We start from the raw sequence: 25,334 nt of genomic DNA on the forward strand, positions 1-25,334 counted from the left end.
TCGCATTGTTTGCTAGGCGCATTTAAAAATGATTTCTATATGGGGAAAATTAAATACTTATTTTAGACCAAGCGAAGAAGTCTCTTATCTGAGCACATCGATTGGTGTACCAATACAGTAAATTCGATTGAACCCAATCATGGTTTTTAGTTTTTGAGTTAAAATCACGATTCGATAGTAGATATAAAAATTGGATAATAGACATATACACTTGTTATCAGAAGCTATAACGCAGTTTTGACAAAAACCCAGTTTAGACAAGAGCAATCGCTGGAAAATTAATGAACAATGTGCAATATCAAGATATAGGAAAAAATATTAAAATGCTTAGGCTATTTATGATCACTTTATATCTCTTGAATATATCTGCATCTGCACAAGCGACAGCATCATACTTTTGCTTTAAAACAGAGCCTCAGAAAAATATTTTGCTGGTTTCTGCTGAGGAGTTTCCTGAGATCAAAACGATTCAATATTATCCATATTTAAAAAAGATTGATTTGAAGTTTTCTCATTATGATGCAATAGATACAGCAACAGGCAGACCAAGCGAATTTCACTATTTTTATAAAGAAGTCATCAATAATCAATTGTCAGGAACTTATGAAGTGATTTATCAAGGTGCGATGTTCTATGCAATCAACTATACCGCTAAAAATGATCATCGCCCAACAAGATTTGAGAGAATTGATCATCTAGATCCAAACTCACAGCAAAGCTTAAATCGACAAGGTATTTATTGCTTTTAAACGATATTTTTACAAAGAAACACGCAGAATAATGCTTTCTTAATCTGAAATTATGGATAATGGCTTTAAACGAAACAAAGATATGTCATTATGAAGTTGCGAACATTGTTCAGTGTGTGCTGTTTTACTTGGTTAGGACTTAGCACGTTTACCCATGCAAATCCTGAATTTTTAGCTCCAGATCAAGCTTTTCAATTTTCAGCAGAATCACTTTCAGAAAACAAAGCCCAATTGAATTGGACGATTGCACCTCATTATTATCTCTATCATGATCAATTCAAGGTCACTGTAAATAATAAAGCAGTACCATTTAGCTTACCAAAAGGACATATCAAAGATGATCCAACCTTTGGTAAAACTGAAGTTCACTATGAAAGTGTAAGCACCACTATTCAGGTCAAACCCAATACTCAATATGTAGTAATGTACCAAGGTTGCTCCGCTGATGGTTTATGTTATCCACTACAAAGAAAAAATATTGCTACAGATGCAGATGGCTTATTGCCTCAAAACAATACTGCATCTAAAAACATGCTGAGCAGCCGTACAAATAATTCCTTGTTGAGCCAATCTGAAACCGCTCCATCTCTAGATAAAAATATTAAAAATGATTCAGATCCTGCAAAAATCCCAACATCGAATGCAGATAATGCAGAAAAAAATTCAAATATAGCAACGACAACGAATGTACAAAAAAATATTAATCAAGATCAATCCACTGAGGCTAGTGTAGATCCCAACCAAGTACTGAGTTCAAGTGCTGTCATTACAAACAAATCCAATTCCTCCCCCCTAAATGCCAATTCCTCAACAAATGATCATACAACGTCATTACAGTGGAATGATGATCAATCATTTTTTAAACTTTTATCAAAAGATTCATTGTTTTTGAATTTATTGGTATTTTTTGGTTTAGGAATTTTGCTTGCTTTTTTACCTTGCTCACTGCCCCTCATCCCGATTCTTTCAGGCATCATTATTCAACGGGCTAAAGGCTATAAAGCGGTAGTAATTGCCCTCTCCTTTGTGGTGAGTATGGCGGTCATTTACGCCATTATGGGAATTGTAGTTGCTGAGATCGGTTATAGTTTTCAACGCTGGTTCCAAAGCCCTTGGATTGTTTCATTATTTGCTGTGTTATTTGTCATATTGGCACTGAATTTATTTGGTTTATATCAGCTCAATTTACCGCAATTTATAACCAATAAACTCAGCAATCTACAAAACAATCAAAAAGCGGGCACAATTTTAGGTGCTGTGGTGATGGGTGCTTTATCCGCACTGATTGTGGGTCCTTGCATGAGTGCTCCGCTGGCTGGTGCATTATTATTTGTTTCACAAACCCAAAATGCTGCTTTAGGTGGTCTCTATCTATTTATTCTAGGTTTAGGTATCGGCGTACCTTTATTTATTGCCAGTGTATTCGGTTCTAAATTATTACCAAAACCAGGAAAATGGATGGATCGAATCAAAGTCAGCTTTGGCTTTGTGATGCTCATGGTTGCGTTGTACTTTATTCGTCCAATGCTGCCTTCTACGGTTTATGCTGCAATTTTCGCTCTATTGTGTATCGCGCTAGCAATCTACTTATTTATTGCCTTGCGAGATAGTGAAAAAGTTGTCAATAAAGCCATACTTACAGTGATTGCCGTACTGAGTCTTTTTGCGGGACTTTGGAACATTCAACAAGGTTATGCTGCTTATCAAATTCAACATAGTCAATCCGAACATTTGGTCTGGAAAAAAGTCACCACCGCTGAACAACTTGAAAGTGCTTTGGTTCAAGCAAAACAGCAAAATAAACCGATTATTATTGATGTTTATGCAGATTGGTGTGTGGCATGCCAACCTATTGAAAAAGAGGTTTTCCCACGTGTCGACGTACAGGATGCATTAAAGAATTTCACACTGATTCAGTTAGATTTAACCGAATATAATGCCTCACAGGACATTATTTTAAAACAACGAGAAATATTAGGTCCACCAACGATGTTGTTCTTGAATCATCATGCAGAAGAAATTCGTGAATTGCGCTTCACTGGAACTTTCTCAGCACAACAATTGCTCAAACAAACAGCACAAGTGCAAGAAATCGTGAAAGCACAATGACCATGATAACCCTACAAGCCATTCATCTCGGTCCATTCATGCTACCTTGGACGCTGACGATCTTGATGGTCGCCATCTTAGTCAGCATCATCGTAGGAAAGTTGACTTACCGTTACTTTGAACTAGAAACTTCACAGTGGTCAACTTTTAAAGATTCAATTTGGACTGGGATTTGGCTTGGTGTGTTATGTGCACGTATAGGCTTTGTATTATTGAATTTAGAGGTTTACTTAGACCATCCTATTGAAATCATCAAAATTCAAGACAAAGGATTTAATCTTTATTTAGGTGTTATTACAGCTTTTCTCTGGATCATGTGGAAAAATCGCTTGCTGAAAAAAAGCTTTATCCTATTGCTACTCACAATATTTAGTTTATTGAGTGTTTCAGCTCATTACACCTATCGACAAATACAACTGCAATATCAACAATTTCCTGACGTTCAACTACTGAATTTACAACAGCAACCAATCAAACTCACAAAATATTTAGGAAAACCAACTGTGATTAATCTATGGGCAAGTTGGTGTCCACCATGTAGACGTGAAATGCCCGTATTAAGTGAAGCACAGAAAAAATATCCCAATGTGAAATTTATCTTTATTAATCAAAATCAAGATGCGGTAACTGTACAAAACTATCTGCAACAACACTCACTGCAACTAGATGAAGTTTTATTGGATACAAATGGTTCAACTGCGCAAAAAATGGGAATGTTTGGTCTACCCAGCACTTTATTTTTCGATGCACAAGGCAAATTGATCGATACACATATGGGAGAAATTACCCATGCTGCCTTACATCAAAAAATTCAAAACTTAGTTTCGGATTAAATGATGTCAACATCACTGGTTTTGTCATGATGAGTTTTCAACACAAGGAGTTTCTTAATGATAGATTTAAAAACATTCGGTATTTACTCATTGAGTTTGGTCTTAAGTGGCTCACTTTTTGCCGCAGATGCTGATTTTCTCAAAAATAAACTTGAAAAAGAAGGTTATAACTTCGTTAAAAAGATTGATGCCCCTGAAGGTATGGAAGGTTGGACAGGCTATAAAGACGAATATCCATCTACCTTATTTATAGCCAAAGATCAAAAACACTATATCGTGGGCGATCTTTTTGATGCATCTGGAAAAAATTTAACAGAACAAGCGATTAATACGCATGTTAAAGGTGCAGTCCTCGATGAGATTTGGAAAAGCTTAGAAAAATCCACTTGGATTCAAGATGGTGATACAAACGCTAAAAAAATTGTCTATGTGTTTAATGATCCTAACTGTCCCTACTGTCATACCTTTTGGCAACAAGCACGTCCATTTGTTGCATCTGGAAAAGTACAATTACGTCATATTATGGTTGGTGTGATTCGCCCAAGTAGTAAAGGGCAAGCAGCAACGATTTTAAATAGTGCAAATCCTGCTGAAATTTTTAAACAGTACAATCTAAGTAATGGTAAAAACAAATTGGTTGAAATGAAAAATCTACCAAAAGCGCTATCTGACAAATTGGATGCCAATACTAAACTGATGGATAAGTACGGTTTTTATGCCACACCAGCAATGGTTTGGAAAGATGCCTCAGGTGAAATCCAGAGCCAACAAGGTGCACCTAAAGATATTCAGAAATTATTCAATGAGTCCTTATAGAGGCTGTTAACAATTTGTCTATATTTGCGACCAGATATTTTTTAGGCGATAGTAGCCTCGAAATACGACATTTAGTCATTCTAAATGATGAGAAATACTGTTTTGCAAGGAAATGACCAAGCAGCAAAAAACGCGAGTCTTTCATTGCAACTTACGCAGCAAACAAAGCATTACCTTGTTCTTGCTCTGGGTTATGGATACTCCTTACCAATCACTCACTTTGATCTTGCTGGCATGACATGGATGTTCTGCTTATATCATTGTTGGGCATTGCTTAAAATTTTCAGCGCATGATCTAAAGCTTATTAAGAACTTAAACTGTGTAATATATTCAACATAGCATGCTACATTACACTTTTATTTTATATCCAAATGAATACTTTCAACCGAATATACTTAAAGATCTTTAACCCAAACAACTGATTTTAAAATAATTTTATAGCTTTCAATTGGATTTTATTTTTGATAAATCATGCAACAACTCCATTAATTGTTGGATTTTTTCAGCGCCATATTGTTCTTTAATATTTTTATAGGACTCTTCCATTTTTAAAGCTTGGCTTTCAAAATAATTTCGACCTGCTTGGGTAAGTTTGATCAAGCTCACTCGTTGGTCATGTAAATCCTTACTTTTGATAATTAAATTCTGCTCAGCCATACGATTGACGATGCCTGTTAAACTTGGTCTTAAAATACAGGTTAATTCTGCCAAGTGGTTGTTCTCAAGCTCATCGTATTGATAGAGCGTACAAATCACCCGCCATTGTTGCTCAGTTAAGCCCATCTCATTTAAAGCAGGGCGAAAATAGGTTTTGGTGGCTTCACGCGCCTGTACCAGTGCTAAAGTTAGCGAAGGTGATAATCGAATTGTTTTCATAGAAATCCTTTCATGAAACTCATGCTAATGGATAGGTAAATCGAGTTTTCATTCAATAGATCCAAATTGGTTTACTGTAATGATTTAAGTTAACTTTCTTTTTGTTACATCTAAATTTATATCAGATGTGAAATAAAATAAAAAATTAATTTTAATTAACAATAAAGTTTACTTTTTTTCATTCATCGCTTGAGTCTGGCATTGTTAATGGTCGGAATTACACAATATTGCTTTATTTAATTGAATAATTTACAGCCATAAATAAACCACTTTTCATCTTTATCAGATCGATTTACTTCGAATATTGGTTTTATTTTTTCCATAAAAAAACTCGCAATAAAGCGAGTTTAGGATACATCAATCGCGAAATTGACGATTAAAACAAGATGAATCAAAGACCAGGGAAAATCAACTATCATCATGTTTTAATGCCTTTATTATTCATGATTTCTAAAAAATTTCCTTGTCATTTTCAGCCAATTAAATGTCATTTCCTGACAAAATAAAATTTAAAGGATATTTTTGTTTATTTTTCAACCAAACAAAATTTTTCCAGTGCCACTCCTGAAATTTGCATGCTCTGCTTTTGTCGGTCCAAGAAATCATTGGCAATCATTAACATCATGTTTGCCGTATCCAATTGCAAATTTTCTTGAGAAATTTGTGCAATCCCTTGATATGCTTCTAAACGAGAACAAAAAGCTTTTCTCTGTTGATCCGCGTCTTGGTTTCCCATTATTTCATCATCTAGAATCTGTTTGGTTGCATTGACTTGAGCAGTATAATTTTGAATACGCTGGTTATATTCATCTTGTGTAAGTTTTTGCGTCTGGTCTTTAGCAAAAACTGATGTCATTAATCCAATACCCGTCATCACCAATAACTGCAAAATAAACTTATGCTTCATAAGCACGCCTTTTCATTTATATGACATCAGCTTTCCAAACATCCTCATAATCATCTGCATCAATCATAAAACGAAAGCCTTGCTCCAAAGCCAAATAAGGGATTGCATCTGGAAAAACGTCTTCTAATTCTTTTACACTAATGACATCAAAGAAGTCCTCACCTTCTTCTAACTCTCCCCCATAAATAAACCACGAAACATTTTCAGCATCGGGTTGTTTACGTAAACCCACAATCGGTTCTTTATTTAAAGTGTGTTTGGCAATTGCAACCAGATCTGTTTCATTGACTTTGATATAACGTGAATCAAACTCTTCACAGACCAATTTTTGTTCTTCTACAAAATCTTGCAACATATCTATTCTCAAACAACCTGATTTTGTGAGATTGTAAGCTGACAGTTTGACAATCACAACTAAATTCACATGCTGTTCAAACGATAGACAGCATTGCAAAAAATAAATAATTTGCTAAACTTGATTTTGTAACATATTCAAATTAGATCATTCGAGGTCAAACATAATGCAGCAATATTCACAGACAAAGTCTGGACTCGTTGACCTCAAAGCATATCCGAGATCTCGAACCACTCAACAGGACATGATCATCAAAGATGAAATATCCGCTCAAAACTTATATTTTTTTCACCCACATCTTAAAATAGAAATCCCCTATCCGCTTGAAACTGTTGCTGCAGGTTTTCCCTCTCCAGCACAGGACTATACTGAAAAGAAAATTGATCTAAATGAACACTTGATTCATAACCCTATTGCAACGTTTATTTTAAAAGTTAATTCTTTATCGATGAAAAATGCGGGAATTGAAATTGGTGATGAAATTCTGATTGATCGTAGTCTAGATGCTGAACATGGTGATGTAGTATTGGCATTAATCAATAATGAATTTACCGTTAAACGATTTATGCATAAAAAATTATCCACGGGCGCATATGACATTTGGCTTAAAGCGGAAAATCCAGATTTCCCCGATATTCATCCGCATAGTGAAGAGCAGATTATGATTTGGGGCGTTGTGACCTGTATTTTGAAAAAACTCAAATAAACTGCAAAATTGATTTTGCTGCCTAATTAAATTAAAGCTACCCCTTCCTTATCTAGGATTGATTTGCATGGAAATTAAATGATATGACTGAATTATTGAGACGTTTAGCACTTTCGCATCAAGGTTTAATTTCTCAACCTGCATTTGGTTTAGGCTTATCTGGAACACTTCAAACAATTCAACATCTAGGTTATGTGCAAATTGACACGATTTCAGTCGTCGAACGTGCTCACCATCATATCTTATGGAGTCGAGTTCCAGACTATCAGCCCAATCATCTAAATCAACTGGTACAACAACAACATATTTTTGAATATTGGTTCCATGCAGCATCTTATTTACCGATTCAAGATTATCGCTATGCGCTTCCTCATATGACATCAGTACGAAATGGCGAACATCGCTACTTTAATCGGGGTGATCAACATTTGATGAAAGAAATTTTAGCAAAGACTCGCGCTGAAGGTAGCATTCGTTTACGTCATATCGAGCAAGGCAATCGACTAAACTCAGGGGGATGGTGGAACTCCAGTTCAGCACGTCGTTCAATCGATCAATTGTTTATGCAAGGCGATTTGATGATATGCGAACGAAATGGGATGGAAAAGGTCTATAACCTGACTGAGCGTTGTCTCCCTAGCCAGCTCAACTTAACCATGCCGACGCTAGAAGAATATGCACGCTATTTATTTAATACTACGCTGAGAGCGCACGGTATATTTACCTGGAAACAATTACTGCATCTTAAAGTCGGCAGTCAAATTCGCGAAGCAATGCGTAAAATAGTCAAGGAACAACTGGATGCAGGCGTGATCATCCCCTTATCTCAGTTAGGTGATACCGATAAAGAAAGTTCAAATATTTATATTAAAACAGATGCTTTAGAACGCAAACATCAGATTGAATTAAAAGTTAAAATTCTGTCCCCTTTTGACAATCTTGTCATACACCGAGAACGTCTAAATACACTGTTCCACTTTGATTATCGTTTAGAATGTTATGTAACCCCAACTAAGCGACAATTTGGATATTTTTGTTTACCTATTTTATATGCTGATCAAATGGTGGGGCGTATCGACTGTAAAGCACATCGAACCAAAAAGGAATTTGAAGTATTGAATCTGCATTTAGAAGATCATTGCTTTAAAAATAAACATATAGATCATGATCACTTTCTCAATGCACTCAATGATGAACTACTTAATTTTGCGCAATTTAATCAATGCCCTAACTTAATAAACCACCCTAGTCAGCTTTTTAATCGTGCTCTACAACAATATTCATAAGGTGAAAGATCAGCTCAAATCTGTATTTAAGTCGAATTAGAAAACCTACTCATCTACTACCAAACACAAGTACAGCGCCTCAATCCTTAATTGAGGCGCTGTACTTTTATTTATTCCGTAAATTAAGTCTGAATGCTACTTTTGCTGAGCTTTATTCTGACTTTGTTGATTATGTTGAGCCTGTTGATTTGATTGCTGATTTTGCTGCTTCTGTTGGTCCTGCTGACTTTGTTGCTTTTGCTGTTGATTAGATTGGTTAGGTTGACGTTGTGGGTCATTCTGCTGATTTTGTTGCTGGTTGTGTTGATTAGCCATTTTCATATCCATCCTTTTTTACATGTTGGGATATGCCGTACAAATCGACGACAACTGTTAATTTAACGCGCTTATCATTAGAAACAAGCGTATAGATGTTTCATTTTTCGACATCGTAACGCCCTATATGAGATTCTTGTTGTAAAAGAATAACTTCGAGGTTGAAGCTTTTTACGTGGATTACTTAAACCACGATGAAGCACAACAATCCTTACAAAGCGCTTTCTTGATCTACTGAATAGCAAAATTTTTATGTTGTGAAATTCAAGCTATCCACACCTATTTAAATTTGAATTTATTTTAAACATCTTTTAATATTTCACTTGAATTTGTAACTTTTTCAAAATCATCATGAGTGAACAAATTTTTGCTTTAATCGACATCAACAATTGTTATGTCAGTTGTGAGCGGATATTCAATCCTAGCTTAAACAATAAACCTGTCGTTGTATTAAGTAATAATGATGGCTGTGTTGTTTCACGCAGTAATGAAGCCAAAGCATTAAATATAGATATGGCTGTTCCTTGGCATGAAGTTGAAAAAGCAGCGAAAAAAGCAGGTGTTATCGCCTATTCAAGCAACTATGCTTTATATGGCGATTTCTCAGAACGTTTTTTTAAAACACTTAAAACCTTTTTTAAAGAGGATGATCTAGAACCCTATTCAATAGATGAATGCTTTATTAATTTAAGCTCTTATCGAGACTTATTTGACTTAGAAGAATATTGCCGCAGATTGGTGAAAACTATTCAAAAATGGTTAGGTTTACCGTGTTGTATTGGCATTGGTTATAGTAAGACGCAAGCCAAGCTTGCCAATAGTTTTGCAAAAAAACGGCATGGATTTGAGAATGTTTGCGATTTGACTGGCTTAGATTTATGTAGCTTTGAAGCTTTGCTTCTCGAAACCAATGTAGCTGAGGTGTGGAGCATTGGACGTAAAACCAGCAAACGGTTACAAGCATATAATATTTATAATTGCTATGACTTAACTTTTGCCAATGAACACTACCTAGCACGAGAGTTCTCAGTGGTCATTGCACGTACTATTCGTGAGCTAAAAGGTCAATCCTGCATTGCTTTAGACGATCCTGAAATGCCCTCTAAACGGATTCTTTCTTCTCGAAGTTTTGCTTCAGCATTAACCAATGTTGAAATCATCAAACAGGCGATTATTTTTCATGTTAATCGAGCACATCAACGCCTTACTCGACAGCAACAACTCTGTGCAGTTGTGCATGTCTCTTTGTATGAAAAAATTCCTCAGGCACCTTATAAAAAAGCCCAAAGCAGTGTTTCAGGCTTGCCATATGCAACAGATGATTTGATGACTTTAACTAAGGCAGCATTGCAGCAAATAGATGTTTTATTTAAAGAAAATATCAAGTATGTAAAAGTCGCAGTGATGCTTTCTGCCCTTCATCACAAAAGCCAACACATCAATGACTTATGGCATCCCGTAGACTTTATTCAGCAACGTGATCAACTCATGGATACGCTGTCCAATATGAAGCAACGCTTTGGTCCTGATTGTATTCAAGTGGGTTACCATTCCAGTAGTGAAACATGGAAAATGCGTCAACAAAACCGCTCTCCAAGTTATACGACACGCTGGAGTGATATCTTATGTATTGATGATAGTCATATGGCTGTTACACAAATCAAATGAATAGTTTTGGTCACTCAGTTTAGAATGGAATCACTTTAAAACAATGCATGAAAATGTCATATTTTAACATTGCCATTTAACGACAAAATTTACATTATATATGCCGTACAAGGCACAGCATTTCCGCGACGATTCAAAGAAAATATAAAGTATTTGTGGAAAAACATGCCATAATATGCAAACTTTGCAGACATCTTGCAAAGATTTTTGCAACTTTTGAATTGGAGCAGTCTCAATGAGTTCGACCATTTTGGTCATTCACGGACCAAACTTAAACTTGCTAGGAAAGCGCGAACCAGAGGTCTATGGTCACCTCACATTGGATGACATTAACCAACAACTCCTAACGCAAGCTCAGCAAGCCAATATTACTTTAGATACTTTTCAAAGCAATTGGGAAGGTGCTGTGGTGGATCGCATTCATCAAGCACAACAAGACGGCGTCAAAATTATTATTATTAATCCTGCCGCACTTACACATACTTCCGTTGCTGTACGTGATGCCCTTTTAGGTGTCGCCATCCCTTTTATTGAAGTACATCTTTCTAATGTTCATGCACGTGAAGCATTTAGACATCATTCTTATTTATCAGATAAAGCCGTTGGCGTAATTTGTGGTCTTGGTGCTAAAGGCTATTCTTTTGCACTTGATTACGCTATCGACAAAATTCAATCTTCAACTCAATCATAATTTAGGAATACGAACCCATGGATATTCGCAAAATTAAAAAGCTCATCGATTTGATGATCGAATCTGATCTTCAAGCAATTGAAGTGAAAGAAGGCGATCAATCGATTGCTTTAACTCGTCGTAATCCTGTGGTTGCTGCTGGTGTAGCACCTGTTGCACTCCCAGCTGCTGAAGCACCAGTAGTTAAAGCTGCCTCTCGTGGTGCTGTAGAAACCTCACCTATGGTCGGCGTGTTCTATTCTGCACCAAGTCCTGGCGAAGCTCCATTTGTCAATGTTGGTCAAACTGTTTCTGCGGGTGAGACTTTAGGTATCATCGAAGCAATGAAAATTATGAACCCAATTGAAGCAACTCAAAGTGGTGTAGTTGAAGAAATTCTTGTAAAAAATGGTGATGTAATCCAGTTCGGTCAACCTTTATTCCGCTACCGCGCGTAATACCTCGGGGGTTGATATGTTGCAAAAAGTTTTAATTGCAAACCGAGGTGAGATTGCGCTACGCATCACTCGCGCTTGCAAAACTTTAGGGATTAAAACAGTCGGAATCTATTCTGATGCTGACAAAGATTTAATGCATTTACGTTTTTGTGATGAAGCCGTATGTATTGGTCCGGGTGCAAGTAGTGAAAGTTACTTAAATATTCCTGCCATTATTACAGCTGCAGAAATTACTGGTGCAGATGCAATCCATCCCGGTTATGGTTTTTTATCTGAAAATGCTGAATTTGCTGAAATTGTAGAAAGTTCAGGTTTTATCTTTATTGGTCCACGTCCTGAACACATTCGCCTAATGGGCAATAAAGTTTCAGCGATTACGGCGATGCGTAAAGCAGGTGTACCAACAGTTCCAGGTTCTGCACATGCAGTGACGCCAAACAATGCTTTGGCTGAAGCAAAAGAAATTGGCTTTCCATTGATCGTCAAAGCTGCTTCAGGTGGTGGTGGTCGTGGTATGCGTATTGTTGAACGTGTAGACACCCTACTCGAATCTGTTCAAGCTGCACAGCGTGATGCAGAAATGTGGTTTGGCGACGATACCGTTTATATGGAACGTTTCCTACAAAAACCTCGTCATGTTGAAGTTCAGGTTTTGGCAGATGGTAATGGTCAAGCAATTCATTTATATGACCGTGATTGTTCGTTACAACGTCGACATCAAAAAGTCCTTGAAGAAGCACCTGCACCTGGTCTACCAGAAGAAGCACGCGCCCATATTTTAGAAGCATGTGTAAATGCTTGTAAATTAATGCAATACCGTGGTGCTGGCACCTTTGAATTCTTATTTGAAGATGGCGAATTCTTCTTCATTGAAATGAATACACGTGTTCAAGTTGAGCATCCTGTGACTGAACAAGTCACAGGTGTAGATATTATTGAACAGCAATTGCGTATTGCAGCTGGTCTAGGTCTTAATCTTCAACAAGAAGATATTAAGATCGAAGGTCATGCCATTGAATGTCGTATCAATGCCGAAGATCCATCTACCTTCTTACCTTCACCGGGTAAAATTGAATCATTCTATGCACCAGGTGGCGCAGGGATTCGTTTAGATTCTCATATCTATCAAGGTTATAGCATCCCACCATATTATGATTCGATGATTGCAAAATTGATTTCTTATGGTAAAGATCGTGATACCGCGATTGCCCGAATGAAACAAGCTTTAGATGAAATGATTTTAACTGGGATTAAAACCAATATTCCATTACATAAAGATTTGATTCTTGAAGATAAGAACTTCTGTTCGCAAGCGATGGATATTCATTACCTTGAAAAACATTTATTAAAGCAACTTCAAGGTCATGAAAATGATGCTTAACTGAGATCTTTGCTTAACAAAAAACCTCTGTAAATCAGAGGTTTTTTAATATCAATAAAATCGATTTATCATTTAACTCAGTGACCTATCAGCACAACATCTTTAAGCCATGGCACTGTTCAAATTATATATCTCAAGCCTAAGGCAAGACTTTACGCAAAGTGGCAAAACATTGATCCCCTTTATCTGACGCACAAAAACTCATGGTATTTTTATTAATCCACTTTACATAATACTGCGACACATCCCCAGTTTGATCTTCTTTACGCCCGGAACAATCGGTTTCGTTATTTTCATAGCGAATTTGCATAATCAATGCAGGAGGTTTTTCTAAAGTATTATCAGGCGAGGGTTGATAATCAAAAAGTCCTACTGACCACTCTTTGGCACTGTTGACAACAACTTCATTAGAACCTCGGAAATTATAATATTCGATGCATTTTTTATTTTCAGGAATTTCCATTCCCCATAAACCTAAAATTTCAGGTCGAGTACTAATTCGAATGGTGCTGGTTGTATTTGTCGCCATTACATTGTTGGTCGTTGTTGCTTGAGCGCGTGGAGGTGCCTCATCAGCTTTAGTGTAAGAAGAAAAGCTAAGCAGTAAAGAAATTATAAGTGCTGTTTTTTTCATACCCAATCTTGTATGCCAAATTTTATCATGTATAAACTATCATACATTTATAATAAAACATGTAAAATTAACCATATAAGAACAATCTTTATCCAAGCTCAACTGTAGAATAAATTTCTAAAATGCTGGATTAAAGGCGATTAAAACTATTGATTTATCGATATACATAGATATGATTATCATTACTACCTTAAAGACAAAGCCACGTGACTTGGAATTGGAATTAAGCATTCTTCTAAAATAGGTTAGTCATTTGCCACGAGCGATACTGTATTTAAGTCAAACGTTTAAGGACAATATTTCTGCATTTTTTCTGATTGCAGTGATCATATTTGCCTGTGCTTTGGCTGGAATATTGGGTAGACCGCTCTCCTTTCTTGCTATTTTCTGGCCAGCAAATGCCGTATTACTTGGACTCTTTTTAAGATTTACCACGCTCAAAAATATTGGTGGGTGGCTAGGTGCATTTACAGGTTTTATGCTTGCAGACCTGATCACTGGAAATAGTTTTTTAGTGACCTTATTTTTAACCTTAGCCAATCTATCGCACACTTTGGTAACCTTATTACTTATTCATTTCTTTAAACTAGACTATAAACAATATAATAAAGGTTTAACTTTTTTATATCTTTTTGGCATCAGTGCATTTGGTGGTTGTCTCGCCGCAGCTACAGTTGCTTGCTTAACGGTTCCTCACTTGCCCAATACCTTTATGTCTATTGATCGAATCTGGATCGACTTTGGGATGTGGTGGACTGGTGAAATCCTCAATGTCATAGCATTTTTACCAATCGTCTTAGCAATTCCAAACCGCACTACATTACAAAGTTATTTCCATGAATTTAAGCAACAACCCGTTCAAGCCCAACTTATTCTACCTTTTTTAGGTGTTGTTTTCTCAGTAACACTCACCCACTTTTTTATCGGTCCGGGTGCAATCATGTTCCCAATTGCGGCATTGATATGGGCTGCACTCAGTTATAATCTATTCTTTGTCTCAATTATCAATTGTGGGGTATGTATGCTTTTATATAATGCATTGACCTCATACTATATTACCCAATCACCAAATGCCTATCTAGAAACAACGCTTTCCGTTCGAATAGGTTTGTTTATGCTGGCATTAGGACCGTTGACGCTAACCATTATCAGTCGTAACCGACAAAAGTTATATCATCAGATTTTATATCTCGCCAATCATGATGGTTTAACAACTACGTTAAATCGACGTTATTTTTATGAGGAAAGTGAACGTACAATCGCCAAAAATACTGAAAAAACAGCGCATAGTGTAACAATATTACTGCTGGATCTAGATCATTTTAAAAAAATTAATGATCAATACGGACATATGATTGGGGATTATGTTTTACAAACATTTTCCCAACAAGTAAAAGCACAGCTACGTGCCCATGACTTGTTTGGTCGTTTAGGGGGAGAAGAATTTGCAATTTTACTGAAAGATTTAAGCTTAGATCAAAGTATCGCAATTGCTCAAAGAATCTGTAATATGACCTTTGATACCCCTATTTATTTAGATGATCAACGTACACTTCAGATCAGTGTAAGTATAGGTTTGAGTTACCAAACATTACCCCACTGTATTCCTTTTCAACAGCTCATCAAACGTGCAGACGCAGCACTGTATTTGGCGAAAGAGAAAGGAAGAAATCAACTTTGTTTAGAAACAGATATTCAACAAGATCAAAAAATATTTGCCCAATAACCTTAAATTGCGAGGGAATGCAATGAAATATTCAGAATATATTCAATATGATGGCATCGGTTTAGCACAACTGGTACAAAGCAGACAAATACAAGCCCATGAATTACTTGAAATCGCCATTCAACGTGCTGAACAGGTCAATCCTAAAATCAATGCCATCGTGATTCCGATGTATGAACAGGCAATGAAAAATGCCAATAACCACCATTCAGGTCATTTTTCTGGCGTTCCTTTTTTATTAAAAGATCTCCACCAAGAGTTCGCAGGTGTGGCAACATCTTTCGGTTCAAAATCTTTTAAAAATGCCCAATATATTGCCAAAGAAAACGCTGAAATCGTTACTCGCTGGGTTAAATCCGGTGTTGTAACTTTTGGTTTAACCAACTCTCCTGAATTTGGCATTAAAGGCATCACTGAACCTGAAGCATGGGGAAGCTGTAAAAACCCATGGAATCTCAAATATAACAGTGGTGGTTCATCAGGGGGTGCAGCCTCAAGTGTTGCTGCTGGAATTGTACCTATTGCAGGGGCAAGTGATGGTGGAGGCTCAATCCGTATTCCCGCATCATATTGTGGGTTGTTTGGATTAAAGCCAAGTCGAGGACGTACGCCTTGGGGACCTAAAATTAGTGAAGCCATGCATGGTGCAGCAATGCAGCATATATTGTGTAAATCCGTAAGAGACAGCGCAGCAATGCTGGATGCAACACAAGGTTCAGATCACAGTGCACTTTTTAATATTCAACGTCCAACAGAAAACTATTTAGAGATCATTCAAAAAGCCCCAAAAAAATTACGTATTGGTTTTTCAGTCACGTCACCGATTGGTACTCAAGTATCACAAGATGCCGTCAATGCCATTCAAAACACCGTAAAGTTGCTACAATCCTTAGGGCATATCGTTGAAGAAGCTTCACCGCAGATTGATGGAATGGCTTTGGCTAAAGATTTTATTACCACATGGTTCAGCCAATGTGCTTATACTGTAAAACAAGTTAAACAGCAGTTTGGTGCAAAAGATCAAGATTTTGAATTAGATACTTTAGCCATTGCTGCATTTGGTGCTAAAGCATCTGCATTGGATTACATCAACAACCTGAATAACTGGGGAACTTATGTAACTCAAATGAATCAATTTTTTAGCCAATATGATTTACTCCTTATTCCCTCCACTGCATCTGTTGCACCAAAAAATGGTGAAGTCAAAACACCTGCTTGGCAAATTCCTATTTTAAAAGCGTTACTGAAAGTTGACCAAGCACACTTACTGGCTAAAGGAAAACTGGTTAAACAATTGATTAAAAATAATTTGCAGTGGGTACCCTTTACACAACTGGCAAATATTACGGGCTTGCCTGCCATGTCTGTACCCTTGTATTGGAACAAAGATCATTTACCCTTAGGCTCTCAATTTATTGCCCCATTTGGGCATGAAGATACACTATTACAATTGGCGGCACAGCTAGAACAAGCACAACCCTGGGCAGCACGTTACCAATCCATCAAGGTATAAATTAACCTATTGTAAATATTCATATAAATTTCAACAATTTATATGAATATTTACGTATTTTTTAATAACTATAAAAGTTTAATTAAACCTTTAAATCCCCAAATCAAAACTAAACTTTGCGACAAAGAATAAATGATCAAGCAGCTGATTTATTGTTTATAAAATGCCTCCACCACTTAGCCAAACATTTAAAAAATTGAGTGTTTTTAACAATAGAGGCTTTAGCATTTTTTTGCATAAGTAAATCAACAATCAAGACAACCACTTATACAAAAAAGTCATAAGATATGCCTGTTTTTTGATATCTGGCAAATAAGTCATGTTTGGTCCTGTTGAGTTTATTTTGGCTGGCGTTTTAGTCGGTTTCTGTGTAGGTATTACGGGTGTCGGTGGTGGATCACTGATGACACCTATTTTGATTAGTTTATTTCGAATTGAACCACACATCGCCATCGGAACGGACCTCCTCTATGCTGCGATTTCAAAGTTCTGCGGTTCACTTGTACATGCAAAAAAACTCAATATTGTTTGGCCTATCGTACTTTGGCTCGCTTTAGGGAGTGTTCCAGCATCATTTGTGACCCATTGGGTTTTAGAAAACTATTTGAGCGGTTCAACCCATTACAAAGCCATCTTAACCATGGTTTTAGGATTTATGCTGACGCTAACAGGTCTATCCATTATGTTCCGTGCCAGAATTGAAAAGTTTTTTGCCAAATTTCGTGAAGATCAACACGACTTTCGAAAGGTAAATAATTTTAACATTCAAGGTAAGCGTGTATACGTCGTGCTCATGGGCATTGTACTGGGTGTATTCGTGACGCTCTCTTCTGTAGGTGCTGGCGCTTTTGGTGTCATGGCACTCATTCTGATGTTTCCGAACTTACCGATGATTCGTATCATTGGTTCAGATGTGGTACATGCCGTTTTACTCACCTCTGTGGCAGGTTTTGCACACATGACTTCAGGCAACGTAGATTTTCAATTACTCGGATGGCTACTCGTTGGGTCTATTCCTGCGATTATTGTTGGCACATTAATCAGCTCGAAAATGCCTGAAAAGATGATCCGTAAAGTACTTGGAATCACCCTATTTGCTCTAGGTATTAACTTTATCTTAAATCCAGTTAAATCCAAACCTGTTGAAAAACCACAGGCAGTCATGGTTACTCAAACTGTTCAACAACAGCATGTTTAAATTTAATCTGTAATTGATAACTTATCATTATGAATGGGTTGTGAAGTTTTAATGATTTATTTATAACAAAACTTGAACCAATTCATGTTATATTCTGACCACTAAAAATACTTTCTGTATGTTCTAATACCCAGTGACGGCAATGAATACATTAAATTCAAATCCAATTATTCAATCAGATATTGATGACGTGAATGTCCAAAGCATTCAAACGCTTGTAACTCCAGCTGAACTTAAAGCTGAACTCCCATTAAATGAAAATGCTTACCAAACTGTACTTCATGGTCGGGAAACAGTCCGTAATATTTTAGATGGTAAAGATAAACGTCTATTTGTTGTGATTGGTCCTTGCTCGATTCATGACCCTGTTGCAGCACATGATTATGCAGATCGTTTAAAAGTTTTAAGCGAAAAAGTAAAAGATACGCTCTACATCATCATGCGTGTTTATTTTGAAAAACCTCGTACAACTGTAGGTTGGAAAGGTTTGATCAATGATCCTGACATGAATGATTCTTTTAATATCGAAAAAGGTTTACGTTTAGGACGTAAATTACTGCTTGAGTTAAATGACAAAGGTTTAGCTTGTGCGACTGAAGCGTTGGATCCAAACTCACCTCAGTATTATCAAGATTTAATTTCATGGTCTGCCATTGGCGCACGTACCACAGAAAGCCAAACCCATCGTGAAATGTCATCTGGTTTGTCATCACCTGTCGGTTTTAAAAATGGTACCGATGGTGGCTTAACTGTTGCAACCAACGCAATGCAATCCGTGAAGCATGGTCATAGCTTTTTAGGTCTGAATAACGAAGGTCAAGTTTCAGTGATTCGTACCAGTGGTAACCCGTATGCGCATGTTGTATTACGTGGCGGCAATGGTAAGCCGAACTATGATGCAGGCTCAGTTGCAGAAGCAGAAAACGCACTAGCAAAAGCTAAAGTCAGTACGAAAATTATGATTGATACCAGTCATGCAAACTCAAATAAAGACCCATATTTGCAACCATTGGTATTGAAAAATATCACAGAACAAATTCTTGATGGGAATAAATCGATTGTTGGCATCATGGTTGAAAGTCATATCAAAGGTGGGCGTCAAGATATTCCAGAAAATCTAAGCGATTTGGAATATGGTAAATCAGTGACTGATGGCTGTATTGACTGGGAAACTACAGAAAAAGCATTGCTTGAAATGGATGCAGCCTTAAAAGATATTTTACCAAAGCGTTAATTAGTATAAAAACGCCATCTACATAGATGGCGTTTTTGTTTATGATGTTATTAAAATTTTTCTGTAAGAATGCTATGAACGAACTTGAACAAGAACTCTGTCAAATCGCAAACTTTCAGTTTGTCCATGAACATTTACTGACTTCAGGTCAACCGACGGCTGAACAACTGAAGCAAATTAAAGAATACGGCGTAGATACGATCATCAATCTGGCATTTACAGATGCATCGGTACATTTAGAACATGAAGATAAAATCTGTGCTGAGTTAGGCTTAAACTATATCCAAATTCCCATTCATTGGGATCGACCTGCAGATGACCAATGTTTATTTGCTCTAGATTTGATTGCACATTTAGTGCAGGAAAAAATGGTGTGGGTACATTGTGCCAAGAACATGCGTGTCAGTAGCCTAATGTATTTATATCGTCAGTATTTTATGGATATGGATATGCCAACAGCACAAGAGTTGTTGCATCAAGTGTGGGAACCCAATGAGACATGGACAGGGTTAATGCATGCAGTCAGTCTACAACTTCAAGGACGTAAAGCAACTGAAGATTTACAACACTCATTAATGCATGCAGACCAATTTTCTTAAAAATATAACACCCTTGATATCTTTGATCGATTTCAATATAAAAGCATCCAGTATGATAAAAAATAAGCGCCCTTAGGCGCTTATTTTATAGCGATCTAAACAATCTGATTCTGCTTAATGAATCAATAATTGTTTGATCAATGGTAAGTTTGCTGAACTTGTCGCAGCCAAAATCAAACTATTATTGGAGCGTAAACTTGTCCATTTTTGATTCCCACCTGTCCCGCAGTTATAACTAATCAAACGGGCACGATTGTTATTTAAATAACCATATTCTAAATCAAAACATTTTGAACCTTGTTCAATGCGTTGTAATGTAGAATTAATCATCCATGCCTGCGCTGAACTCTCATTATTACATGATGCAAGATTGATCACACCAGCCTGACTTGCTAAACATTGATCCATATATTTCTTACTATGGATTTTACCCATCGCATCATAAATCCATTGCTCAGAGTCATCACCCGTACAAGCACTCTTACCACTGATGTAGGCATTTAGCTTGCCATCAGACAGTGTTTCTACCTTCAAACAATTGGTTCCATTTTTTAGACTAGAAACTTCATTTAAATTAAAATCATTATTCAATTCCAATTTAGCCACAAATCGGTTAAATGCCTCAATTGCTTCAGCATTACCACTTTCCAAATCAACTCGATAAGCATTAATCCAACGATTTAAACGATAAAGTTTTATTTGCTGTTGGGTGTAACGTACCATTTCAAGCTGTGCATTTGGAGAAAGTTCAGTTTTAAATAGACGATAAGAGTCAAATAATAAACGTGAATTTGCATCAAGTTTAACCACCGCTTTACCTTGATTATTGAGTAAAGCTTGTTCAAGCTGCGGCATTTCAATTTTTCTTAAAGCAGAATATTCTGCTTCCTTACCAATGGTCACAAAAGGCGTCATAGCTTCAACTGCAACAGGAATACTGATGCTAGAGAGCTTAACTGCCTGTTGACCCGTTTTTTGGCAATAAAGATCCACATTTTGAGGTGTATCACTTTGTGCAAGATTGACATGGAACTTATTGGCATTGCTTCCAGCATTTACCCGTTGTGGTGCAAGTGCAATATGTTCAACTTTACTGGCATATTGTACCTTCAACCAACAACTTGCAGCAGTGCTAGAGGTATTGACTTGTGGCAAATTGAATACATTGCCCCAGTTACCACGTGCAGCAGGATAAACAATACCCACCTGATTTACAGGGTCATATCCCCCTAAAATTGTATAAACTGGCACACTAAATAGACGCGGCTTTAAGAAATTTCCATCTGCACTGTTGTACCAAACATTGCCTGAGTTTGGCGTTTTGGGTTGAGCATCCACCATTTCTCGTGTGTTCGCATTCCACTTTTTATAACCTGTGATTGAGTTTGCATCCCAAATATACTTATCAAATGCAGGCTGAATTTTCAACCAAGTACTATAACCTGTGTAATGGGTATATTTAGAAATCGAGCTGGCACTTGCGCCACCACTCATTGCATCCCAGCCATAAGCATATAAATTTTGGAAGTTAGGCACCCCATTACTCCCATCCCCTAAATTAGTACTGCCCCAATTTAAGTTGCCGCGCATCTTATTACGAAATGCAATATAGCCCCAGCCACTATCCGCATGATGTGCAGACCAGAAATAATTGGTTGGGCTACCACTGGTTTCAACAGAACCTGGATAATGTCCTAATCCATAATGATGTCCAATTTCATGACTGAATTCATTTCCTATAGAATCAATCAATGTCAAAATCCCATTGCCACCACTCAAGCCATGATTTGACTCACCATTGGCATATTTACCTCTGGCATGATGAATCACAACACTTTGTGTCAGCTGTGGTTGTTCCTGACTTTGCATTGAGGAACTGGTCACCCCCCAATTGGCTAAATTTATACCGACACTAAATGTAGATTTCGCAGTATTCTCACGCATGTCACCATCATAAACGCCCCCATTGGTCGCGCTCGCTGAATCATAAATCACGCCACTCGCAACCATCACACGATTGAGCTTCATTTCCTCATATTTACTGACAATCATTTTTGCCGCTGGGATGGTTTGTAAATAATCAGTACCCGCTTTTTCTGGTTCCAAAAGCATATAGTGCCCATTGGATTTTGGTGCATCGGTCAATAAACCTAAGCGAATACTTTGAACCACAAGCTCTCCGGGCGCTGCAAAGTCAATATCGCTTCCGCCAAGCGTACCACTACGATTATTGACTGGATCGATGACGCGAATAGAAAGTCCTGGACGAACTTCATTCCACTTCAAAGCAAGTGACCATGCTTGCTTTGAGTACATGACACGTGCTCGATCGTCCTGATTGGATTGATCTGAAGCTGCAAGGCGTGATGGTTCTTTTAAATTAACTGTACGAATCAGTTGATTACCTTGATAAATTTCAGCTTGTAATTGGTTGAGTTCCCCCATCGCAACCAAAGGCGTTACCAATAACAAAGCATCTTTTTCAGTGGTCAAACGTGGCATTTTATCCTGTTCATTATTTTTAGGATTGACCGCATGACTTTGAACAAACTGTACCATTGCAGCGAAATTACCCGTTAAATCATTACGCAGTAATCGATTTTCGCCTTGTCCATTAAAATCATAGAATCCCAATATCTTATTCGAGATTTTATTTTTAACAGGTTCAGGATATTTGTCGACAGTAGGTGGTGTAGTACCCGTATTGCCCTCAGAGCCATTGTTTGAACCGCCCGAACCATTCTCAGGTGGTGTTCCTGTAGAACCATTGTTGGAGCCACCCGAACCATTCTCTGGTGGTGTTTCTGTAGATCCATTGTTAGAGCCATCCGAACCACTATTTGGTGGAGTTTCTGTAGATCCATTATTCGAACCGCCCGAACCATTCTCTGGAGGTGTTTCTATAGATCCATTGTTGGAGCCATCTGAACCACTATTTGGTGGAGTTTCTGTAGAGCCATTATTTGAACCGCCCGAACCATTATCTGGTATTTCTGGTGTACCATCTCCAGGCAGTTCATTTGTACCATCTCCTGGATTTTGTGGCAGATTTGATGGCTGATCATTTACAGAATGGCTTTCCCCTCCACCCCCACATGCAATCAACATTGCTGAAAGCGTACAAATTGTTAAATATTTAAACCTTAAGTGCATCACAGATCTTCCCCAATATTTATAACGACTTATCTCTATCCATGTTTTTTGAGACAAAATTGAAATATTATTTAATTTCAATAACTTAAATATAACACACCAATTTAAATTTCATCATTTTTTTATCATTAACCGACGAAAAACCTATCACAACAGCAAAATACGATTGTGTTTGCCATCTAGAGTAGTGATTAATCTGAATAGAATACGATTAAGTTTATAATTTTAGTCATCATTATATTGGCTTTACTACAAGCTTGATCAACGATCAAGTAAGGCAATAATAATCAACCATTTTTTATCATATTATTGTTGAAAGTCACGTATCAACAATTCGCCACGCTCGCCGCGCCAAATCCATTTTAAATGGCTATCTACAAAGCGCTCTCCCTCAAACCAAACAAACAATCCTTCCATCATTTCAGGCCAATCACTTTGATCAATTTGAGTACGTTTCGAAATCACAGCAATAATTGCAGCAAGAATCGTATCATGGCTTACAGCTAAACTAATACCATTGCTTACTGTTGGATGTGTTTCATAAATCAATTCAAGCACATCAACTACCCCACGAATTGGATGCTTCATTCCGGGCAAGGCATTATTCACAAAGCTATTGATAAAACCGAGCGCACCCTGCTTGCGAAAGTATGGCGCAGCTTGCTTAATATCCAGCACGAAACTTCCAGGCTCAACCAATAAGCCTTTTTCGACAATTTCAATATGATGGGTATTGGGTTGGGGGGAGACACCATCTGCCCCTTGAATCATCAAAGCAGCAGTATCTACACAACGTTGAATTGGACTAGAAATACAATGCTGAATGACACGATCGGTATGATCTATTAAATATGAACCCCAAGCATGTGCTAAGTCACGCCCCTGAGTTGTTAGTTGTAAATCATAGCCAGCCAATCCCTGTCCATTCACAACTTCACGAATTGAATGACGCGTAAATAAAGTCACAGGGGTCTGCGCATCTGGCAATAAATCTATTGCTTTCAGCATGCTTTTCGGCAATAAATCTAACGCCATATCAACTCAAAACTCTTTTTATACAGCTTTACTATAACATAAGTCACAAAGTGTTAAATCATCTGTAAAATAGATATCTATATTATCTAAAAAGCTAAATTATATTAAAAGCTAACATTACCAAGTGCATCCAAGGCAATTTGTTTGGTTTCCTCATTCCGAAATGCAATAAAACCTTCATTCAATACAGTATTTCGTTGATTATAAGTAAAGGGTACTGCCGCTAAGCTGACCAATCCACCACCTATACTTTCGAGCAAACCTTGCCCTGCACTCGTATCCCACTCGGAGGTTGGGTGGAAGCGTGGATAAATATCAATTTCACCTTCCAGCATCATACAAAATTTATAGGCGCTGCCCGCCTCTCGTTTAATGACAGGTGACTCTTGTTCGATATAATCAATATATTGCTGATATTTGGGATTCTTACTGCTGTGGCTTAAACCAATTTGGATTGCATCTTCTTCAACTTCTTTAAACTTGCAATAGCGTTCCCATGTTCCCTGAGTAAATGAATACTTATATGGAAGTTCTGTTAAATAACCCAAATACATAACTTGTTCAGTTGGTACAGCAATAATAGAGAATATGGTTTGATGATTATGAATCAGGCTTAAATTGATGGTGAATTCATCACGTTCATGAATAAATTCTTTGGTTCCATCTAAAGGGTCTAGCATCCAACACACCGCCCAAGCATGACGTTCTGAATAATCACTTTCTTCAGACAACACAGGAATTTCGGGCGTAACTTGTGCCAATTGTTCAATTAAATAAGCATTAACTTTTAAATCAGCTTGGGTTACTGGAGACTGATCATCCTTTTGATCAATATTAAATGCTCGCCCAGCACAATAGTTTTGGTATTCCTCAAGTAAAATTTGACTTGCTTTGGCCAAAACAGGAACCAATTTTGAAATTTGGTCATCTTGTGGTGCTTGAGTAGTGATAAACATTGATCTGACCTGTAGGATGTCTGATTTTTGTGCTTAAGCCTATCATTTTTTTATGTTGAGTGCATGAAAACAATAGCTTTTAAACAATTAATTGTACTTTAAAGAGATGATATGCTTTTGAATATCATCATAGACTTTTACGTATTTATTCAATTG

General features: G+C 37.2%; 24 protein-coding genes. 16 read left to right on the top strand and 8 right to left on the bottom strand.

Translation table 11 applies throughout. The annotated features are described in order from the left end of the window. Window positions 1–281 precede the first annotated feature (281 nt). The 5 genes from AC1Z3T_RS03680 to AC1Z3T_RS03700 all read left to right on the top strand — a co-directional run bounded on the left by AC1Z3T_RS03680 (window position 282) and on the right by AC1Z3T_RS03700 (window position 4,801). The gene (locus AC1Z3T_RS03680) at window positions 282–749 is read left to right on the top strand and encodes a hypothetical protein (protein ID WP_100885345.1); all 468 of its coding nucleotides are present in this window, start codon (window positions 282–284) and stop codon (window positions 747–749) included. A 90-nt stretch (window positions 750–839) separates the two neighbouring features. After that, the gene (dsbD, locus tag AC1Z3T_RS03685) at window positions 840–2,858 is read left to right on the top strand and encodes a protein-disulfide reductase DsbD (RefSeq protein WP_100885346.1); all 2,019 of its coding nucleotides are present in this window, start codon (window positions 840–842) and stop codon (window positions 2,856–2,858) included. Then, window positions 2,855–3,691 (top strand): TlpA disulfide reductase family protein, encoded by an 837-nt coding sequence (locus AC1Z3T_RS03690; RefSeq protein ID WP_100885347.1) that lies wholly within the window; start codon window positions 2,855–2,857, stop codon window positions 3,689–3,691. The genes dsbD and AC1Z3T_RS03690 overlap by 4 nt, the downstream gene beginning before the upstream one ends. 57 nt (window positions 3,692–3,748) lie before the next feature. Next, window positions 3,749–4,507 (top strand): thiol:disulfide interchange protein DsbG, encoded by a 759-nt coding sequence (dsbG, locus tag AC1Z3T_RS03695; RefSeq protein WP_100885348.1) that lies wholly within the window; start codon window positions 3,749–3,751, stop codon window positions 4,505–4,507. Window positions 4,508–4,591: 84 nt separating this feature from the next. Then, window positions 4,592–4,801 (top strand): hypothetical protein, encoded by a 210-nt coding sequence (locus tag AC1Z3T_RS03700; protein ID WP_100885349.1) that lies wholly within the window; start codon window positions 4,592–4,594, stop codon window positions 4,799–4,801. 151 nt (window positions 4,802–4,952) lie between these two features. Here the strand turns inward: AC1Z3T_RS03700 and hpaR are convergent, their stop codons facing one another. The 3 genes from hpaR to AC1Z3T_RS03715 form a co-directional block, all read right to left on the bottom strand. Beyond that, the gene (gene hpaR, locus AC1Z3T_RS03705; RefSeq protein WP_004830512.1) at window positions 4,953–5,384 is read right to left on the bottom strand and encodes a homoprotocatechuate degradation operon regulator HpaR; all 432 of its coding nucleotides are present in this window, start codon (window positions 5,382–5,384) and stop codon (window positions 4,953–4,955) included. 526 nt (window positions 5,385–5,910) lie between these two features. Beyond that, window positions 5,911–6,291: a hypothetical protein gene (locus AC1Z3T_RS03710; protein ID WP_004830511.1), complete on the bottom strand. Its 381-nt coding sequence runs from the start codon at window positions 6,289–6,291 to the stop codon at window positions 5,911–5,913. A gap of 16 nt (window positions 6,292–6,307) precedes the next feature. Continuing rightward, window positions 6,308–6,646, bottom strand: coding sequence for an immunity protein Imm33 domain-containing protein (locus tag AC1Z3T_RS03715; RefSeq protein WP_004830510.1), 339 nt, complete (start codon window positions 6,644–6,646; stop codon window positions 6,308–6,310). A gap of 166 nt (window positions 6,647–6,812) precedes the next feature. Between AC1Z3T_RS03715 and AC1Z3T_RS03720 the strand changes: the two genes are divergently transcribed. Together AC1Z3T_RS03720 and AC1Z3T_RS03725 are read left to right on the top strand one after the other, a co-directional pair. After that, on the top strand, window positions 6,813–7,352 hold the full coding sequence (locus tag AC1Z3T_RS03720; RefSeq protein ID WP_005031908.1) for a LexA family protein: 540 nt from the start codon (window positions 6,813–6,815) through the stop codon (window positions 7,350–7,352). 83 nt (window positions 7,353–7,435) lie between these two features. Further along, the gene (locus AC1Z3T_RS03725; protein WP_046760782.1) at window positions 7,436–8,638 is read left to right on the top strand and encodes a winged helix-turn-helix domain-containing protein; all 1,203 of its coding nucleotides are present in this window, start codon (window positions 7,436–7,438) and stop codon (window positions 8,636–8,638) included. Between the two features lie 135 nt (window positions 8,639–8,773). Here AC1Z3T_RS03725 and AC1Z3T_RS03730 read toward each other — a convergent pair whose 3' ends face one another. Next, the gene (locus AC1Z3T_RS03730) at window positions 8,774–8,953 is read right to left on the bottom strand and encodes a hypothetical protein (RefSeq protein WP_174761299.1); all 180 of its coding nucleotides are present in this window, start codon (window positions 8,951–8,953) and stop codon (window positions 8,774–8,776) included. Window positions 8,954–9,304: 351 nt separating this feature from the next. On the opposite strand from AC1Z3T_RS03730, the gene AC1Z3T_RS03735 reads away from it, so the two are divergent. From AC1Z3T_RS03735 to accC, 4 genes are all read left to right on the top strand, one after another. Continuing rightward, window positions 9,305–10,621: a Y-family DNA polymerase gene (locus tag AC1Z3T_RS03735; RefSeq protein WP_100885350.1), complete on the top strand. Its 1,317-nt coding sequence runs from the start codon at window positions 9,305–9,307 to the stop codon at window positions 10,619–10,621. A gap of 235 nt (window positions 10,622–10,856) precedes the next feature. Then, entirely contained in the window at window positions 10,857–11,312 is a 456-nt protein-coding gene (gene aroQ, locus AC1Z3T_RS03740) for a type II 3-dehydroquinate dehydratase (RefSeq protein ID WP_004830504.1), read from the top strand. A 17-nt stretch (window positions 11,313–11,329) separates the two neighbouring features. After that, window positions 11,330–11,749, top strand: a complete 420-nt coding sequence (gene accB, locus AC1Z3T_RS03745; RefSeq protein ID WP_004830503.1) for an acetyl-CoA carboxylase biotin carboxyl carrier protein — start codon at window positions 11,330–11,332, stop codon at window positions 11,747–11,749. Between the two features lie 16 nt (window positions 11,750–11,765). Beyond that, window positions 11,766–13,130, top strand: a complete 1,365-nt coding sequence (gene accC, locus AC1Z3T_RS03750; protein WP_005031915.1) for an acetyl-CoA carboxylase biotin carboxylase subunit — start codon at window positions 11,766–11,768, stop codon at window positions 13,128–13,130. Between the two features lie 139 nt (window positions 13,131–13,269). Here accC and AC1Z3T_RS03755 read toward each other — a convergent pair whose 3' ends face one another. After that, window positions 13,270–13,764, bottom strand: a complete 495-nt coding sequence (locus tag AC1Z3T_RS03755; protein WP_004830501.1) for a hypothetical protein — start codon at window positions 13,762–13,764, stop codon at window positions 13,270–13,272. 253 nt (window positions 13,765–14,017) lie between these two features. Between AC1Z3T_RS03755 and AC1Z3T_RS03760 the strand changes: the two genes are divergently transcribed. From AC1Z3T_RS03760 to AC1Z3T_RS03780, 5 genes are all read left to right on the top strand, one after another. Continuing rightward, window positions 14,018–15,490 carry a GGDEF domain-containing protein gene (locus AC1Z3T_RS03760; protein ID WP_100885351.1) on the top strand — a complete coding sequence of 491 codons (1,473 nt, stop codon included), beginning with the start codon at window positions 14,018–14,020 and terminating at the stop codon, window positions 15,488–15,490. A gap of 22 nt (window positions 15,491–15,512) precedes the next feature. Beyond that, window positions 15,513–17,003 (top strand): amidase, encoded by a 1,491-nt coding sequence (locus AC1Z3T_RS03765; protein ID WP_100885352.1) that lies wholly within the window; start codon window positions 15,513–15,515, stop codon window positions 17,001–17,003. Window positions 17,004–17,322: 319 nt separating this feature from the next. After that, window positions 17,323–18,201 (top strand): sulfite exporter TauE/SafE family protein, encoded by an 879-nt coding sequence (locus AC1Z3T_RS03770; protein ID WP_100885353.1) that lies wholly within the window; start codon window positions 17,323–17,325, stop codon window positions 18,199–18,201. Between the two features lie 142 nt (window positions 18,202–18,343). Beyond that, window positions 18,344–19,435 (top strand): 3-deoxy-7-phosphoheptulonate synthase, encoded by a 1,092-nt coding sequence (locus tag AC1Z3T_RS03775; RefSeq protein ID WP_004830496.1) that lies wholly within the window; start codon window positions 18,344–18,346, stop codon window positions 19,433–19,435. A 74-nt stretch (window positions 19,436–19,509) separates the two neighbouring features. After that, entirely contained in the window at window positions 19,510–20,034 is a 525-nt protein-coding gene (locus tag AC1Z3T_RS03780; protein ID WP_010591581.1) for a protein tyrosine phosphatase family protein, read from the top strand. A 114-nt stretch (window positions 20,035–20,148) separates the two neighbouring features. On the opposite strand, the gene AC1Z3T_RS03785 is transcribed toward AC1Z3T_RS03780, so the two are convergent. From AC1Z3T_RS03785 to AC1Z3T_RS03795, 3 genes are all read right to left on the bottom strand, one after another. Continuing rightward, on the bottom strand, window positions 20,149–23,187 hold the full coding sequence (locus tag AC1Z3T_RS03785) for a M66 family metalloprotease (protein ID WP_100885354.1): 3,039 nt from the start codon (window positions 23,185–23,187) through the stop codon (window positions 20,149–20,151). Window positions 23,188–23,493: 306 nt separating this feature from the next. Then, the gene (locus AC1Z3T_RS03790; RefSeq protein WP_009587013.1) at window positions 23,494–24,222 is read right to left on the bottom strand and encodes a histidine phosphatase family protein; all 729 of its coding nucleotides are present in this window, start codon (window positions 24,220–24,222) and stop codon (window positions 23,494–23,496) included. A 104-nt stretch (window positions 24,223–24,326) separates the two neighbouring features. Continuing rightward, window positions 24,327–25,178, bottom strand: coding sequence for a 3'(2'),5'-bisphosphate nucleotidase CysQ family protein (locus AC1Z3T_RS03795; protein ID WP_009587018.1), 852 nt, complete (start codon window positions 25,176–25,178; stop codon window positions 24,327–24,329). Between the last annotated feature and the right edge of the window lie 156 nt (window positions 25,179–25,334).

The sequence above is a fragment of the Acinetobacter sp. B-6 genome (genome assembly GCF_056930735.1).

Bases quoted from the DNA above. Each gene is read 5' to 3' on its own strand.
- AC1Z3T_RS03680 (WP_100885345.1), top strand. From the start codon at position 282: ATGAACAATGTGCAATATCAAGATATAGGAAAAAATATTAAAATGCTT.
- dsbD (WP_100885346.1), top strand. From the start codon at position 840: ATGAAGTTGCGAACATTGTTCAGTGTGTGCTGTTTTACTTGGTTAGGA.
- AC1Z3T_RS03690 (WP_100885347.1), top strand. From the start codon at position 2,855: ATGACCATGATAACCCTACAAGCCATTCATCTCGGTCCATTCATGCTA.
- dsbG (WP_100885348.1), top strand. From the start codon at position 3,749: ATGATAGATTTAAAAACATTCGGTATTTACTCATTGAGTTTGGTCTTA.
- AC1Z3T_RS03700 (WP_100885349.1), top strand. From the start codon at position 4,592: ATGATGAGAAATACTGTTTTGCAAGGAAATGACCAAGCAGCAAAAAAC.
- hpaR (WP_004830512.1), bottom strand. From the start codon at position 5,384: ATGAAAACAATTCGATTATCACCTTCGCTAACTTTAGCACTGGTACAG.
- AC1Z3T_RS03710 (WP_004830511.1), bottom strand. From the start codon at position 6,291: ATGAAGCATAAGTTTATTTTGCAGTTATTGGTGATGACGGGTATTGGA.
- AC1Z3T_RS03715 (WP_004830510.1), bottom strand. From the start codon at position 6,646: ATGTTGCAAGATTTTGTAGAAGAACAAAAATTGGTCTGTGAAGAGTTT.
- AC1Z3T_RS03720 (WP_005031908.1), top strand. From the start codon at position 6,813: ATGCAGCAATATTCACAGACAAAGTCTGGACTCGTTGACCTCAAAGCA.
- AC1Z3T_RS03725 (WP_046760782.1), top strand. From the start codon at position 7,436: ATGACTGAATTATTGAGACGTTTAGCACTTTCGCATCAAGGTTTAATT.
- AC1Z3T_RS03730 (WP_174761299.1), bottom strand. From the start codon at position 8,953: ATGGCTAATCAACACAACCAGCAACAAAATCAGCAGAATGACCCACAA.
- AC1Z3T_RS03735 (WP_100885350.1), top strand. From the start codon at position 9,305: ATGAGTGAACAAATTTTTGCTTTAATCGACATCAACAATTGTTATGTC.
- aroQ (WP_004830504.1), top strand. From the start codon at position 10,857: ATGAGTTCGACCATTTTGGTCATTCACGGACCAAACTTAAACTTGCTA.
- accB (WP_004830503.1), top strand. From the start codon at position 11,330: ATGGATATTCGCAAAATTAAAAAGCTCATCGATTTGATGATCGAATCT.
- accC (WP_005031915.1), top strand. From the start codon at position 11,766: ATGTTGCAAAAAGTTTTAATTGCAAACCGAGGTGAGATTGCGCTACGC.
- AC1Z3T_RS03755 (WP_004830501.1), bottom strand. From the start codon at position 13,764: ATGAAAAAAACAGCACTTATAATTTCTTTACTGCTTAGCTTTTCTTCT.
- AC1Z3T_RS03765 (WP_100885352.1), top strand. From the start codon at position 15,513: ATGAAATATTCAGAATATATTCAATATGATGGCATCGGTTTAGCACAA.
- AC1Z3T_RS03770 (WP_100885353.1), top strand. From the start codon at position 17,323: ATGTTTGGTCCTGTTGAGTTTATTTTGGCTGGCGTTTTAGTCGGTTTC.
- AC1Z3T_RS03775 (WP_004830496.1), top strand. From the start codon at position 18,344: ATGAATACATTAAATTCAAATCCAATTATTCAATCAGATATTGATGAC.
- AC1Z3T_RS03780 (WP_010591581.1), top strand. From the start codon at position 19,510: ATGAACGAACTTGAACAAGAACTCTGTCAAATCGCAAACTTTCAGTTT.
- AC1Z3T_RS03785 (WP_100885354.1), bottom strand. From the start codon at position 23,187: ATGCACTTAAGGTTTAAATATTTAACAATTTGTACGCTTTCAGCAATG.
- AC1Z3T_RS03790 (WP_009587013.1), bottom strand. From the start codon at position 24,222: ATGGCGTTAGATTTATTGCCGAAAAGCATGCTGAAAGCAATAGATTTA.
- AC1Z3T_RS03795 (WP_009587018.1), bottom strand. From the start codon at position 25,178: ATGTTTATCACTACTCAAGCACCACAAGATGACCAAATTTCAAAATTG.